Below are 15,194 nucleotides of genomic sequence, written 5' to 3' on the forward strand. Positions count from 1 at the left end.
GAAGGTCGGAGCATACACGTGGGACAGCGCGCCGGCCCGAAGGTGCCCGCGGCGGACCGTGGCGCAGTCTTGCATCCCCTCGATGAAGCTATGGTCGAGTCCGAGTGTCGAAGGCGTACAAGAACGGCGCTCGGTGGTTTGTCATTCAATCTTGCCGGCTGCTCGCCGTTGAGTTGAGTGACAGCAACATTTATGAGCCGGATATGGGTTATCGTGATAGACATGTACCAATGCAGACAGTCCATGGTCAGTCCTGACCCCGTGGCAGGCGAGGCCGATCAGCGCAGGGTAACCGCAAGCCCGCATGAAGGCCATGGTGCATGGACATGACGACTGTGGCAGGATCTGTCTGTGCAGGCAGTAAGGTACCGTGGCCCGGCAAGCTGGCTCGGATCGGATGTTCCCTTTTGATGAAAGGCCAGTAACACTATGTCGGACCAGCCGAACACCGGCACGGATTTGCTGCGTATCGAAGATCTGCACGTGTCCATTCCACTGCTGGGCGGTAGTGTCGAGGCAGTCAAGGGGGCCAGTCTGCGCATCCTGCCCGGCAAGGTCACAGCTCTGGTGGGCGAATCGGGCTCCGGCAAATCGATCATCAGCCAGGTGATCATGGGACTCGAGCCCGAAATGGCGAACGTCACCGGCAAGGTCCTGTTCACTGACCCTCATTCACCGGCTACGCCCCGGGACATACTCGAACTGCCACGTGACGGGCGACGGATCCGTGCCCTGCGTGGCAATCGCATCAGCATGATCTTTCAGGAACCGATGACCTCGTTCTCGCCGCTGCACACGGTGGGCAACCAGATTTGCGAAGTGCTTCACATTCATACCAACCTGTCGCCGAAGGAGCAGCGTGAACGGTGCGAAGACATGCTGGGCCTGGTCGGCTTTTCCAATCCGGGCAAGGTCTTCGACATGTATTCCTTCGAGCTCTCCGGGGGCATGCGCCAGCGCACCATGATTGCCATGGCGCTGATCTGCGAACCGGCGCTGCTGATTGCCGACGAGCCAACCACCGCCCTGGATGTCACCATCCAGGCGCAGATCCTGAAGCTGCTGCGTGAATTGCAATCGCGATTGCATATGGCCATTCTGCTGATCACCCATGATCTGGGCGTGGTCGCCAACATGGCCGATGAAGTATCGGTCATCTATCGTGGGGAAATCATGGAAGCAGGACCGGTTGACGCGATCTTTCGCTCACCGGGTCATCCCTATCTCAAAGGTCTGATGTCCGCGATCCCCACCTTCGACATGCCGCGGGAGGTGCGTCTGCAGCCTCTGCGTGATATCGACACACACGTCGAGCATCTGCTGGACAAGCTGGCTGCACCTCCACGCGATGAGAGTGCGGCACCGGATGTCATTCTGTCGGTCAGGGATCTCAGCAAGACCTACTTCACCAAGAAGCAGGACTGGCAGGTGGGAGGTGAGAGCAAGGCGGTGCCGGCCGTCGACGGCGTCAGTTTCGATATTCGTCGTGGCGAGTGTCTGGGTCTGGTGGGCGAGAGCGGTTGCGGCAAGACCACACTCAGCAAGATCCTGATGCATGCCGTCTCACCCGATACCGGCAGTGTCATCTTCAATGATGGTGATGGTCCGGTGGATGTGCTGGCAGCCACCGGAGAGGAACTGCAGCGCTTGCGGGCGAAGATGCAGATGGTCTTTCAGGACCCCATATCCTCGCTGTCACCACGCATGACGATAGGCAATATTCTTCGGGAACCCTTCGAGATCCACAAGCGTGGCACCCGTGAACAACGCAATGTGGCCACCAGCTCACTGCTTGACGCGGTGGGGCTTGGCAAGAATGCCCTGCAGCGTTATCCACACAGTTTTTCCGGTGGCCAGCGACAGCGTATCGGCATTTCCCGATCACTGGCGGTAGCACCCAGTTTCATCATCTGCGATGAGCCGGTCTCGGCGCTGGACGTGTCGGTGCAGGCGCAGATTCTGAACCTGCTGAAGGATCTGCAGCAGGACATGGGACTGACCTATCTGTTCATCTCGCACAATCTGGCGGTCATCGATTACATGGCGGATCGGGTGGCCGTCATGTGGGCGGGCAAGATCGTCGAGATGGCTCCGCGGGAAATCATCATGCAGTCGCCGATTCATCCGTACACTCGTTCACTGATGAACGCCGTGCCGTTTCCCGATCTGGATCGACCACTGGATTTCGACAGTGTCGAGGAGACCGGTTCCATTTCGCAGCATGCCTGGCCGGCAGCCTTTCGAAACGATATCGGTGGCGAACCTCTGACCGCCGTCGATGTGGGTGAGGAGCATTACGTCCTGGCCAATGCGTCTGCAGACTTCAGGGAGCTGCAAGCATGATCACTCGGCGACGTCTTCTGGGTCTGCTGGCTACCGCGGCGCTGCCGACGCGTCTGCCGGCGGCAAGCGGTGAACAAGCGGTTTCGCTGGAATCCGAGCTGTTGGCCAGGCGGGTTGCAGCCGGCAAGTTGCCGGCATTGTCTGAGCGCCTGCCACGCAACCCGCGTGTCATCGATCTGGGCGCCATGGGGCGCGAGCCGGGTCAGCATGGTGGCAGTCTGCGCATGCTGATCGGCGGCCAGCGGGACATTCGCTATGTTCCCATCAACGGGTATTCAAGGCTGGTCGGCTACAACCTGCAACTGGACATGGTGCCGGATATTCTGGAGTCCTTCACGGTCGAGGACGGGCGGCGCTTCACCTTCCATCTGCGCGAAGGGCACAAATGGTCCGATGGCAGCGATTTCACGGCCGAGGATTTCAACTACTACTGGCACGATGTCATTCTCAACGAGGAGTATCTGCGGGGCGGCCCGCCTGTCAGTCTCAAGGTCAATGGCAATGTGGCCCGTTTCGAAGTGCTGGATCCGCTCACCGTGCGCTATACCTGGGACCTGCCCATGCCGCAGTTCCTGCCCAATCTGGCATCGCCGATACCGTTGACGCTGGCGCTGCCGTCCTCGTACATGCGCCAGTTCCATGCGCGATACCAGACACCGGAGAAGCTGGCGGCGCTGGTGGAGCAGTACCGGGTGGATGACTGGGTGGGTCTGCACCGCAAGATGTCGCGGCAGAATCGCCCGGAGAACCCGGATCTGCCGACACTGGAGCCCTGGCGTCCCAGAACCCGGCCGCCGGCCGAGCAGTTCGTGTTCGAACGCAACCCCTATTTTCATCGGGTCGATGAATTCGGTAGGCAACTTCCGTATATCGATCGCATGGTCCTGAATGTCAGTACGTCCGATATCATCGCCGCCAAGGCTGCGACCGGAGAAAGCGATCTGCAGGCCTCGGCCGTGGACCTGCCGGATTACACCCTGATCAAGGAGGCGGAACAACGCTTTCCCATCAAGGTATCGCTGTGGAAGCGTACCCGGGGATCCAGTGTCGTGCTGTTCCCCAATCTCAACTGCAAGGACCGCGGCTGGCGCAAGCTGTTCCAGGATGTGCGCATGCGCCGGGCCCTGTCGCTTGCCATCAACCGGCGTGAGATCAATCAGGTGATCTACTACGGGCTGGCGAATGAAAGTGCCAACACCGTGCTGCCCGAAAGCCCCTTGTACAAGCCTGAATATGCCAATGCCTGGGCCAGCCATGAACCCGAGCATGCGAATCGTCTGCTGGATATCCTCGGCATGGACAAGCGTCATGCCAATGGCATGCGGCTGTTGCCGGATGGGCGACTGGCCAATATCACGGTCGAGTCCTCCGGTGAAAGCACCCTGGAGACCGATGTGCTGGAGCTGATACGGGATCACTTCCGCGAGATCGGCATTGCATTGTTCGTACGCACCTCGCAGCGCGACATCTTCCGCAGCCGCATTCGCGGAGGGGAGGTCATGATGTCGGTCTGGCAGGGGCTGGACAACGGACTGCCGGCACCGGACATGTCGCCTGAAGAACTGGCACCCAGCAGTGATGATCAGCTGCAATGGCCGCTCTGGGGCCTGCACTACATGTCCGGCCACTCCCAGGGCAAACCGTCCGATCTCTTCCATGTACAGCTGCTGAGCAATCTGCGTGACGAATGGATGCTCTCCAGGCGCCAGGAGGATCGGCGCCGCATCTGGGAGCGCATGCTGGCGATCCACGCCGATCAGGTCTTCACCATCGGTACCATCAACGGCACCCTGCAGCCTGTGGTCCGCTCGGCACGTCTGCACAATCTGCCTGAGAAAGGACTCTTCGGGTTCCAGCCGACCAGTTACTTCGGTGCCTACATGCCCGATACCTTCTGGCTGGACAAGGAGATCTAGGCATGCTGCGCTACATACTCTGGCGGATCATCACCATGATCCCGACCCTGCTGCTGATCTCGGCGCTGGTGTTCACCATCATCGAGCTGCCGCCAGGGGATTACTTCGAGAGCTATGTCTCGGAGCTGCGTGCGATGGGGGAGGCAGCGGATCTGGCCGAGATCGAGTTGCTCAAGGAACGCTATGGTTTCGACGAACCGATGATCGTGCGCTACTTCCACTGGGTGGGAGGCATGCTGGTCGGTGACTTCGGTTACTCCTTCGAATATCGCCTGCCGGTCAGCGAGGTGGTGGGTGATCGTCTGTGGCTGACGATTCTCGTGTCGGTGGTGACCATCACCTTCACCTGGCTGATTGCCTTTCCCATCGGTCTGTATTCCGCCACTCATCAATACAGCTGGGGTGACTATGGTCTGACCTTCATGGGCATGATCGGGATCGCAGTGCCGAACTTCATTCTGGCACTGGTCATGATGTATCTGGCCAATATCTGGTTCGGTACCTCCATCGGTCATCTGATGGATCAGGCTTATCTGAACCAGCCGATGTCCTGGGACAAGTTTTTCTCCATTCTCGAACATCTGTGGATTCCGGTACTGATCATCGGCACCGCCGGAACCGCGGCCATGATCCGCCGACTGCGAGCCAATCTGCTGGACGAACTGAAGAAGCAGTATGTGGTGACAGCGCGCTCCAAGGGCTTGCACCCGGTCAAGGTGTTGACGAAATACCCTCTGCGCATGGCACTGAACTTCTTCATCTCGGATATCGGCTCGATTCTGCCAGCCGTCATTTCCGGTGCGGAAGTGACGGCCATCGTGCTGTCACTGGAGACCACGGGGCCGATGCTGATCAAGGCGCTGCAGAGTCAGGACATGTACCTGGCTGGCTCCTTTCTGATGTTTCTGGCCTTTCTGACGGTGGTGGGCGTGCTGGTGTCGGATATTGCACTGGCCCTGCTGGATCCACGCATCCGCTTCGGGGCGGGGCGCCACCGATGAAGCCGCCGAACACACCGCTGAGCAAGTCCCCCCTGACCGAACCGGGGGCCCCACTGGCGCATTATGTGTCCGATGCGCCCTATGATCCCAATGCCGTTGAACAGGACAGGGACCATGGTGGCCCGGCGGCACACGCTTCCCAGCTGAGACTGATGTGGTGGTATTTCCGCCAGCATCGTGTCGCCCTGTTTTCCGGCATCTTTCTGGTGCTGATCTATCTGTCCATCCTGATCAGTGAATTCCTGGCACCCTACAATCTGCATACGCGCAACACCGAGTTCATCTACGCACCGCCAGCCTCCGTGCATTTCTTCCGTGATGGCGAACTGGTCAGGCCCTACACCTACGGGCAGGTGATGGAGCTGGACATGACCACCCTGCGGCGCAACTACTCCGACAACAAGGACGATGTGCAGGAGCTGCAGTTCTTCTGTCATGGCGACTCGTATCGTTTCTGGAACCTGTTCGAAGCCGACCTGCATCTGATCTGCCCGCCCGAGGGAGGACAACTGTTTCTGCTGGGGACCGACCGCCTGGGTCGCGACGTGCTGTCGCGCACCATCTACGGGGCCAGGATCTCCCTGACCATCGGCATCTTCGGGGTCATGATGAGTTTCATCCTGGGTATCATCATCGGTGGCATCGCCGGTTATCGTGGCGGTGTGTTCGACATGCTGGTGCAGCGCATCACCGAGGTGCTGCAGTCGATTCCCAGCATTCCGCTGTGGATGGCGCTGGCGACCATCATCCCGCTGACCTGGAGCCCGATTCTGGTCTATGTCGGCATCACGGTGATACTGGGTCTGCTGGACTGGACTGGCCTGGCTCGGGCGGTACGCTCGAAGCTGCTGTCCTTGCGTGAAGAAGACTATGTGGTGGCCGCCCAGCTGCTGGGCGCCAGCAGCACCCGAATCATCGGACGGCACCTGATCCCCGGATTCATGTCACACCTGATAGCCAGTGCCACCTTGACCATTCCGGGAATGATTCTCGGTGAAACGGCTCTGAGCTTTCTGGGGATCGGACTGCGACCACCGATCACCAGTTGGGGGATTCTGTTGACCGAGGCGCGCAGCATCAACATCATCGCCCTGTATCCCTGGTTGCTTTTTCCGGTATTGCCCGTGATTCTGGTGATTCTTGCCTTCAATTTCCTCGGTGACGGGCTGCGTGATGCAGCCGACCCCTACAAGTGAGCCAGCGCAGGGACTCGTGATGAAAACATCTGAATCGCAGGATTCCGGCATCGGGTTCACCTGCCCGGGAGGTCTGACACGGTGAGTTTCCCTGAGGGTGCCCGCATACTCATGTACAGCCACGATACTTTCGGGCTGGGACACCTGCGTCGCTGTCGAACCATCGCCCATTCGCTGGTGGAGAATTTCAGTGGGCTGAGCGTTTTGATCATCTCCGGGTCGGCGATTGCCGGTGCCTTCGATTTCCGGGCACGCGTGGACTTCGTCAAGATTCCCAGCGTCATCAAGCTGCGCAATGGCGAGTACACCTCGATGGATCAGCATATCGATCTTGGCGATACCATCCGTATGCGCGAATCGATCATCCGCCATGCCGCGGAAACCTTCCAGCCGGACATCTTTCTGGTGGACAAGGAACCCATGGGACTGCAGGGCGAGGTCAGCGAGACTCTGGCCTATCTGAAGTCCCGCGATACGCAGTTGATACTCGGCATGCGCGACGTCATGGATGCGCCCCATCTGCTGGCGGCGGAATGGGAACGCAAGGGGCTGGTCAGCAAGATAGACGCCTTCTACGATCAGATCTGGGTGTATGGCCCGGAGAACTTCCACGATCCGATGGTCGGAATGGACATACCGCAGCGGATGCGCGATCGCATGCGCTTCGTCGGTTTCCTGAAACGTCAGGCACTGCATGCCGAGCTGTCGACCAACAAGCAGGAGGGTGACTACATTCTGGTCACCACCGGAGGCGGTGGTGATGGCGTGACCCTGATCCGGGATGTGCTGGCCGCCTACGAACAGGACGAGACCCTGAGTTACAAGACGCTGGTGGTGCTGGGCCCCTACATGCCGGGCAAGGAGCGGGATGAATTCGTCGAACGTGGCAACCGCCTGGACAATCTGGAGATCATCAATTTCGATTCACGCATGGAAGAGCTGATCTTCAGTGCCAAGGCCGTGGTGTCGATGGGTGGCTACAACACCTTCTGCGAGATCCTGTCCTTCGACAAGCCGGCACTGATCGTGCCGCGAACCGTACCACGTGAGGAGCAGCTGATTCGCACACAGCGCGCGGCCGAACTGGGCATGGTCGACATGCTGCTGCCCGAGGAATCCAATGATCCGATGAAGATGGCAGCGGCACTGCGGGCGCTGCCGGATCGGCTGCGTCCTTCGCAACGGACCTCCGCCATCAAGATGGACGGTCTGGGCAGTATTTCGCAGATTGTCGGGGACCTGCTGCAGAATCGTCACGCAAACAGGATCAGTCAGAAAAGCAAGGCATGAACAATCACAGTTCGTCGCGGCTGGTGGTGGTGCTCAAGGGCTACCCCCGCTTGTCGGAAACCTTCATCGCGCAGGAACTTCTCGGTCTGGAACAGGCCGGTATTGCCTTGCAGCTGGTATCCCTGCGGCACCCGACGGACCCTGAGCGGCACGCGGTGCACGATGAGATAACAGCGCCGGTCAACTACCTGCCGGAGTATCTGCATGATGAACCGGGTCGGGTGCTGCGCAGCCTGTGGCGGGCCATGCGACTGCCCGGATTCCGCACCACGCTACGGGACTTTCTTGGTGACCTGTTGCACGATCGCAGCCGCAATCGCGTCCGGCGCTTTGCTCAGGCACTGGTGCTGGCTGCGGAATGGCCGGCGGATGCCCATTGGGTGCACGCGCATTTCATCCACACCCCTGCGTCGGTGGCCGCCTATGCGGCTCGTCTGCTGGAGCTGCCGTGGAGCGTCTCGGCCCATGCCAAGGATATCTGGACATCGTCGGATCGGGAATTGTCCCGCAAGCTTGCCAGTGCACGCTGGGCGGTGACCTGTACCGCCGTCGGACATCGCCATCTGCAATCCCTGTCTCCACGTCCCGCCTCCGTGCATCTGAGTTACCACGGTATCGATCTGGATCGTTTTCCGGCAACGGTACGTCAGCCGGCCAGTCGGGATGGCTCGTCCCCGGACGATCCGGTGATCATCCTCAGCGTAGGGCGGGCAGTGGGCAAGAAGGGCTATGACACGCTGCTGCGGGCGCTGGCTGAGTTGCCGCAGACTCTGCACTGGCGTTTCGTGCATATCGGTGACGGTACCGAGCGCGCCAGCCTGCAGGCTCTGGCACGTGAGCTGGGCATTGAATCGCGTATCCGCTGGCTGGGGGCGATCGCGCAGAAGGAGGTCCTGCTCAACTACCAGTCCAGCGATCTGTTCGCACTGGCCTGCCGGGTGACGGATGACGGTGATCGGGATGGCCTGCCCAATGTGCTGGTGGAGGCGGCCAGTCAGGGCCTGCCCTGTGTGACTACCCGGGTGTCGGCGATTCCCGAACTGTTTGCCGATGACGAGAATGCGCTGCTGGTCGAGTCCGAGGATGTGCAGGCGTTGAGCGCCGCGCTGAACCGCGCACTGTCGAGTCCGCAGCTGCGGGATCGCCTCGGTTCGGCGGCGCAGCAGAAGGTCAGGAGTACGCTGGATTACCACGTCAGCATCAGGCAGCTGGTTGGCCTGTTCGAGGAACAGTGGCAGCCGCAGGCGTGAGCAGGCGGCCGCGGGCCTCGCGCATCCTGTTCCATGTCCAGCACCTGCTGGGTATCGGACATCTGATGCGAGCCGGCAGAATTGCCGAGGCGCTGGCAGGACGCGGCATGGACGTCACGCTGGTCAGTGGCGGGCTGCCGGTCAAGGGCTTCAGTCCGGTGGGCGTGCGTCGACTCGAGCTGCCGGCGATGGCCGTGGGCACGAAGAATTTCGGGGAGCTGGTCGATGCCGATGGCCAGGTGCTCGACGATGCCTACCGGCAGCGGCGATCGGCATTGCTGCTGCAGATGTTCCACGATATCGAACCGGATTGCGTGATTCTCGAAGCCTTCCCGTTCGGCAGGCGACAGCTGCGCTTCGAACTGCTGCCACTGATCGAGGCGATCGAGTCGCGTCAGAACAGGCCGGTTCTGCTGACATCCGTACGCGATATTCTGCAACGACGGACCAAGCCCGGGCGCGATGAAGAGACAGCGTCTTTGATCACACGGCATTTCGACGGCGTGCTGGTACATGGCGACCCGCAGTTCGCGACACTGGATGAGAGCTTCTCCTGCGCTGCAACCATCGCCGACAGGATCAGCTACACCGGACTGGTGTGCGCGCCGCTGGCAGAGCCATCCCCTCTGCAGGTCGATATCGTGGTATCTGCCGGTGGCGGAGCCGTTGGGGACCGACTTGTAAAAGCGGCGTTGCAGGCGGCCGGGGAACTGCCCTCGGAACTCAGCTGGTGCATCATCGGCGGGCCGAATCTGCAACAGGCTCACTATGCGTCCATGGCCCGTGAACTGCCGGACAACGTGCTGCTGGAACGTTTTCGTGCAGATTTTCCAGGTCTGTTGCGCAATGCCCGGGTCTCGGTGTCGCAGGCCGGCTACAATACGATGGGCGACATCCTGCAGGCAGGCTGTCGCGCCATTCTCGTTCCCTACAGTGTGGGTGGGGAAACCGAACAGGCTGACAGAGCGGCACGACTGCAGGAACTGGGTCTGGCCGAGGTGCTGGCCGAGGATCAGCTCTCGAGCGCCACGCTTGCGGCCCTGATCCGGCAGGTTCTGTCAGGCGACGATGCCGCTGCAGCTGCTCGCCCCGGACTTGATACCCGGGGAGCGGCGCAAACGGCAGAGATCGTGCAGAGTCTGATCACGACGGGGGCGCGGCAGGCCTAGGCTCGCGTACCGGTTCTTTCGCAGGCGGTCATCACACGTATTCATGGAACACAGCTTTACCCGCTATATCTGGACTCACACATCGCGCCAGCAGATCTGGATCCTGTGTGTCGTCATGGTATCCATGATCCCGTATTACCTGGCGTTCGATCTGCCGAAGATGATCATCAACGGGCCGATTCAGGGCAGTGGCTTCGAATCGGTCAACGACACGCAAACCTTCCTTGCCAATCCGTTCTTCGCCGGTCTGCAGCTGGATCGTGTGGATGCCTTGCTGGTGCTGAGTCTGGGCTTCCTGTCGCTGGTCATCATCAACGGTGTGTTCAAGTACTACATCAACACCTACAAGGGACTGCTCGGTGAGCGTCTGCTCAGGCGGGTGCGATTCGATCTGATCGATCGTGTTCTGCGTTTTCTGCCGGTCGAGTTCAAACGCATCAAGGGCGGTGAGATCTCCAGCATGATCAAGGATGAGGTCGAACCGCTGGGCGGATTCACGGCCGAGGCCTTCGTGCAGCCAGTCTTGCTGGGGGGGCAGGCGCTGACGGCACTGGCGTTCATCTTCGTTCAGCACTTCTGGCTTGGCGGTGTGGCGCTGTTCATGGCATCGATTCAGATGCTGGTCATCCCGCGCCTGCGCAGGCGACTGCTGGTACTGGGCAGGGAGCGGCAGATCAGGGCGCGGCAGCTGGCAGGTCGTGTCACGGAAATCGTCGAGGGTATCGACACCATTCACACCAACGATACCTCCAACTACGAACGGGCCGATGTGGCATCGCGTCTGGGCGTGTTGTTCAGGATTCGTTACGAGATCTACCAGCGCAAGTTCAAGGTCAAGTTTCTCAACAACTTTCTGGCCCAGCTGACACCGTTCCTGTTCTATCTGATCGGTGGCTATCTGGCGATCACCGGTCGCCTGGATGTCGGCCAGCTGGTGGCGGTGATCGCAGCCTACAAGGAACTGCCGGGCCCGCTCAAGGAACTGATCGACTGGGACATGGCCAGGCAGGACGTGCAGGTCAAGTACGAGCAGATCGTCGAACAGTTCGATGCCGAGCAGATGCTGCCGCCGGAGGTACAGGCGCTCGAGCGGGGTGGTGCGGCGACGATGACAACGCTGGACAAGCCATTGAGTGCGGTCAATCTGGTCATCGAGGACGAGGGGGGCGCCGTGACACTGGACAGTGTCTCGGTGAGCGTGGAGGGCGGTCAGCGTATTGCGGTCGTTGGCGATGCCTACAGTGGGGCAAATGTGCTGGCAGAGGCGTTCGGTGGCGTGGTGAAGCCGGCCCGTGGCAAGATCATGGCCGGCAAGGAGAATCTGTCCACCCTGCCCGAATCGGTCACGGGGCGCAGAATCACCTACATTTCGACGGATACCTACTATTTTGCCGGCACGCTGGAAGAAAACCTGTTGTACGGACTCAAGCATGGTCCGCTCGATGAAGTGGAATACAACGCCAGGGAATCCTTGCAGCGTCTCTGGGAACAACAGGAGGCCATGCGCACCGGTAACCCGGATTTCGACCTGAAGAGCAACTGGATCGACGTCGATCTGGTGAACGGGTACACCGAGAGCGGGGGCATGCTGGGGGCACTCAAACAGGTGCTGACCGTGACACGGCTGATCGATGATGTCTTCGACTTCGCGCTGCATACCACGCTCGATGCGCACTTGTGTGAGGATCTGACCGAGCAGGTGGTGGCTCTGCGCAAGCAGGTTCGTGACGAACTCGAATCGACCGAACTGACGGATCTGATCATTCCGTTCGACATCGACAGCTACAATTCGCAGGCAGAACTGCAGGACAATCTGGTGTTCGGCATTCTGGTAGAGGCACCCGACGATCAACGGTCGCAGGCTGGAACGGATTTCCTGCGCTACACGATGGCGCTGACGGGGCTTGATCGTCTGCTGTTCGACATGGGGATGTCCATTGCCGAATCCGCCCGCGAGCTGTTCGGTGGACTGGCCGAGGACCATCCCTTCTTCGATCGGCTGGACATCATGGAGCCTGCCGATATCCCGAAATACAGAGCCCTGTACCAGCGGACCCGGCACACGGAGTTTTCCCGCATCAGCGAGGAGGATCGCTATGCCTGGATCGAGCTGGCCTTCCAGTATTCGGAACCGCGTTACCGCTTCGGCCTGCTGGACGAGGCATTGATGGACAAGGTCATTGAAACCCGGAAAATGCTGCTCGACACGGCACCGGAGAGTCTCAAGGTGCTGATCGATGTCTATGACCCGGAGCAGTACCTGAAGCCTGCCAATCTGATCGACAATATCGTGTTCGGCAAGGTCGATCACCGTTTCAAGGATGCCGAGCGCCAGGTACGTGGCATCATCGAACGGCTGCTGCTGAGACAGCCGGCGCTGTACGAGCGCATATTCAGGCTCGGGCTCGCCTTCGATGTAGGGTCCGCCGGCCGCCGTCTGAGCACCGCCCAGCGGCAGAAGTTCAATTTTGCCAGAGCCTTGCTGCGGCGTTCGGATTATTACATCTTCAACCGTCCCATCACGGGTGTGGACCAGGCTCAGCAGGAGCAGATTCTTCGCAACACCTTGTATTATCTGTCAAGAATGACAGAGGGTGCCGGTATAGTCTGGGTGCTGGCGTCGCAAGCCAACGCGCGGTATTTTGATCGTTGCATCACATTCCGTGACAAGGGCATCGTGGAGGATCGAATGCTGGAGACTTTTGAGTTCTCGCCTGATAGTCTGCTCGAACAGATGCTTTGATCGGGCTGTCGAGACTGTCAGAATGGTAGACGGTGGATGTGCAATGACTCTGAACGACGAACTGACTGTTCTGCGCCGTATCCCGATGTTCTCTGCGATCCGGCCGGAGGCGCTCAGACTGCTGGCCTTTACATCCAGTCGCATGATCTACCAGTCGGGGCAGGATCTGTTCCAGCAGGGGGATAAGGCATCGAGCGCCTGCATCCTGCTATCCGGCGCGGTAACCATTCACCACGAGGTGGACGGTCAGCGGGAAACCATCGGTACCATCGCCGCGAATTCCATGATTGGCGAATTGGCCCTGTTCTGCGATCGGCCCAGGCAAGTCACGGTCACTGCCAGCATTACCGTGGAAGCTCTGCTGATATCCAAGGAGAGTTTCCAGAAACTCATGAGCAGTTGTCCGAATACACTGTCAAACATCCTCAGTGAACTGGGCGAGCAATTGAGCCGCGCCAGCTAGTTTCCGTTTCCTCCCGACACTCGGACAAGATCGTGACGACTGACTCCCCGCAGGACCCCTGGTTATTGCTCGATGAGGAACTCCATGCCTGGCAGCGAAGCGGCCGCTGCGCAACCTTGTGGTGGCGGGATGACGACGCCGTTGCCGCAGGACCCTTGCTCGATCGCCTGATGAGCCTGTGCCGCGATACGGGTCTGCTGCTTGCCGTGATCCCGGAGCCTCTGCAGGCCTCGCTGGTCGAGGCGCTGGCGGAAGACAAGCCCTTCGTCCGGGTGGCACAGCATGGATATGCCCACATCAATCATGCGCCTCGGGGCAGAGGCTTGGGTGCCTGGGAACTGGGCATGCACCGTGGCGAGCAGGCGGTGCTGGCGGATCTGGATGCGGGGCGTCGGATTCTGGAAACCGTATTCGGCGAGACCTTCCTGCCCGTGCTGGTGCCACCATGGAACCATGTCGCCCCTGAATTGCATGCAGCCCTGGCGGCGCGTGGCTATCGCGCCCTCTCTACCGAGGGTGCCAGAACGGCCCGCGAACTGGTGCCGGGACTGCTGAGTATCAACGGTCACTGCGACCCCATACGCTGGAAATCCGGTGCCCGGTTCGCCGGTGAGCAAAAGACACTGACAAGTCTGGTCGAGCACCTGCGGCAGCGCCGCCTGGCTGTGGTGGACAGTGATGAACCAACCGGATTCGTGACGCATCATCGCGATCTGGATGAAGCCGGCTGGGTATTCAGTGAAAGGCTGGCTACCACGATCAAGGCTCACCCGGGGGCAGTCTGGGTGATGCCGAGCGAATTGTTTGCGGAGAAGGCATGAGCACAGTCATTCGCGCAGCAGGACCGGCCGATGTCGACGCCATCTGCACGCTGCTGCACAGCAAGATGAATTCGAAGTTTCCGGTCGAGCGCTGGCGCCGGCTGATGAGCTATCCATGGCTGGAGGACAAGCCGGATTACGGTGTGGTGGTGGAGTCCGATGGACGGATTCTCGGTTATACCGGGCTTATCTACAGCGAGCGCATGATCGGTGATGAGCAACGAGGATTTCGCAAGGAGCGCTTTGCCAGCATGAGTTCCTGGTACCTGGACAAATCCTTGCGCGGCAGGGGGCTGGGCAAGGGCATGCTGCTGGCGACCATGGAAGATACTTCGCTGACCTATACCATCTTCACCAATTCCAGCAAGCCCATCGGTATCGTGAAAGCCCTGGGCTATCAGGTGCTGGATGACCGGCGGTATCACTGGCACAGATCGGGGGCGGCTTCCTCGGCACTGGTGTTGACACGGGATATCGACGGCATTCGTGAACGGGCCACGGCTGTTCAACGGCAGATACTGGATGACATGCAGATCATGCCGGTGACGCCGATCTTTCTGGAGATTGATGGTCGTGAGGCCCTGCTGTTCCTGTCCATCAAATCCAAGGGTGAGGACGTGCAGTGGTATGACCTGCTGTACACCAGCGATGCCGATCTGTTCACCGACTGCGCGCCGCTGCTGGCCAACAGTCTGCTGCCGGATACGCCATCGGTGCTGGCCGCAGACAGCCGCTTGATCAGGACGCCACCGGCAGATACGATTTGTGAGCTCCTGCCGGTCGAGCGGCATTTCCTGAGCCAGAGCGTAGAGCCACGGGATATCGACTTCCTGTACAGCGAATTGCAGTTGCTGGACCTGAAGCTCGACTAGAGCGTCCGTATTGCCTGGTCTCGGAAGTGACGGGAGGCAATGAGTGCATGCGGTAGAATGCGCTCGGATAGAGTTTTGGTATCTGAAAATCTGCGCAGACCGCTCCCGGTCTGACCCTTTCCGTTGGAGA

Annotated in this window: 11 protein-coding genes; all 11 read left to right on the top strand. The window is 60.0% G+C overall.

What is annotated here, in order from left to right:
• Positions 1–429: 429 nt before the first annotated feature.
• Positions 430–2,343, top strand: a complete 1,914-nt coding sequence (locus ACUNV4_RS00615) for a dipeptide ABC transporter ATP-binding protein (RefSeq protein WP_430876540.1) — start codon at positions 430–432, stop codon at positions 2,341–2,343.
• Positions 2,340–4,259 (top strand): ABC transporter substrate-binding protein, encoded by a 1,920-nt coding sequence (locus ACUNV4_RS00620; protein WP_430876541.1) that lies wholly within the window; start codon positions 2,340–2,342, stop codon positions 4,257–4,259. The genes ACUNV4_RS00615 and ACUNV4_RS00620 overlap by 4 nt, the downstream gene beginning before the upstream one ends.
• A 2-nt stretch (positions 4,260–4,261) precedes the next feature.
• Entirely contained in the window at positions 4,262–5,260 is a 999-nt protein-coding gene (locus ACUNV4_RS00625) for an ABC transporter permease (RefSeq protein WP_430876542.1), read from the top strand.
• Positions 5,257–6,456 (top strand): ABC transporter permease, encoded by a 1,200-nt coding sequence (locus ACUNV4_RS00630; RefSeq protein WP_430876543.1) that lies wholly within the window; start codon positions 5,257–5,259, stop codon positions 6,454–6,456. Before ACUNV4_RS00625 ends, ACUNV4_RS00630 begins: the two co-directional genes overlap by 4 nt.
• Before the next feature lie 81 nt (positions 6,457–6,537).
• The gene (locus ACUNV4_RS00635; RefSeq protein WP_430876544.1) at positions 6,538–7,746 is read left to right on the top strand and encodes a glycosyltransferase family protein; all 1,209 of its coding nucleotides are present in this window, start codon (positions 6,538–6,540) and stop codon (positions 7,744–7,746) included.
• Complete coding sequence (locus tag ACUNV4_RS00640; RefSeq protein ID WP_430876545.1) at positions 7,743–8,996, top strand: glycosyltransferase family 4 protein; 1,254 nt, start codon at positions 7,743–7,745, stop codon at positions 8,994–8,996. The genes ACUNV4_RS00635 and ACUNV4_RS00640 overlap by 4 nt, the downstream gene beginning before the upstream one ends.
• The gene (locus ACUNV4_RS00645; RefSeq protein WP_430876546.1) at positions 8,993–10,165 is read left to right on the top strand and encodes a glycosyltransferase family protein; all 1,173 of its coding nucleotides are present in this window, start codon (positions 8,993–8,995) and stop codon (positions 10,163–10,165) included. Before ACUNV4_RS00640 ends, ACUNV4_RS00645 begins: the two co-directional genes overlap by 4 nt.
• A gap of 43 nt (positions 10,166–10,208) precedes the next feature.
• Positions 10,209–12,908, top strand: a complete 2,700-nt coding sequence (locus tag ACUNV4_RS00650; protein ID WP_430876547.1) for an ABC transporter transmembrane domain-containing protein — start codon at positions 10,209–10,211, stop codon at positions 12,906–12,908.
• 43 nt (positions 12,909–12,951) lie between these two features.
• Positions 12,952–13,371, top strand: a complete 420-nt coding sequence (locus tag ACUNV4_RS00655) for a cyclic nucleotide-binding domain-containing protein (protein WP_430876548.1) — start codon at positions 12,952–12,954, stop codon at positions 13,369–13,371.
• A gap of 32 nt (positions 13,372–13,403) precedes the next feature.
• The gene (locus tag ACUNV4_RS00660; protein ID WP_430876549.1) at positions 13,404–14,192 is read left to right on the top strand and encodes a polysaccharide deacetylase family protein; all 789 of its coding nucleotides are present in this window, start codon (positions 13,404–13,406) and stop codon (positions 14,190–14,192) included.
• Complete coding sequence (locus tag ACUNV4_RS00665; protein WP_430876550.1) at positions 14,189–15,064, top strand: GNAT family N-acetyltransferase; 876 nt, start codon at positions 14,189–14,191, stop codon at positions 15,062–15,064. Before ACUNV4_RS00660 ends, ACUNV4_RS00665 begins: the two co-directional genes overlap by 4 nt.
• The last annotated feature ends 130 nt before the right edge of the window (positions 15,065–15,194 follow it).

It is taken from the genome of Granulosicoccus sp. 3-233 (genome assembly GCF_052681095.1).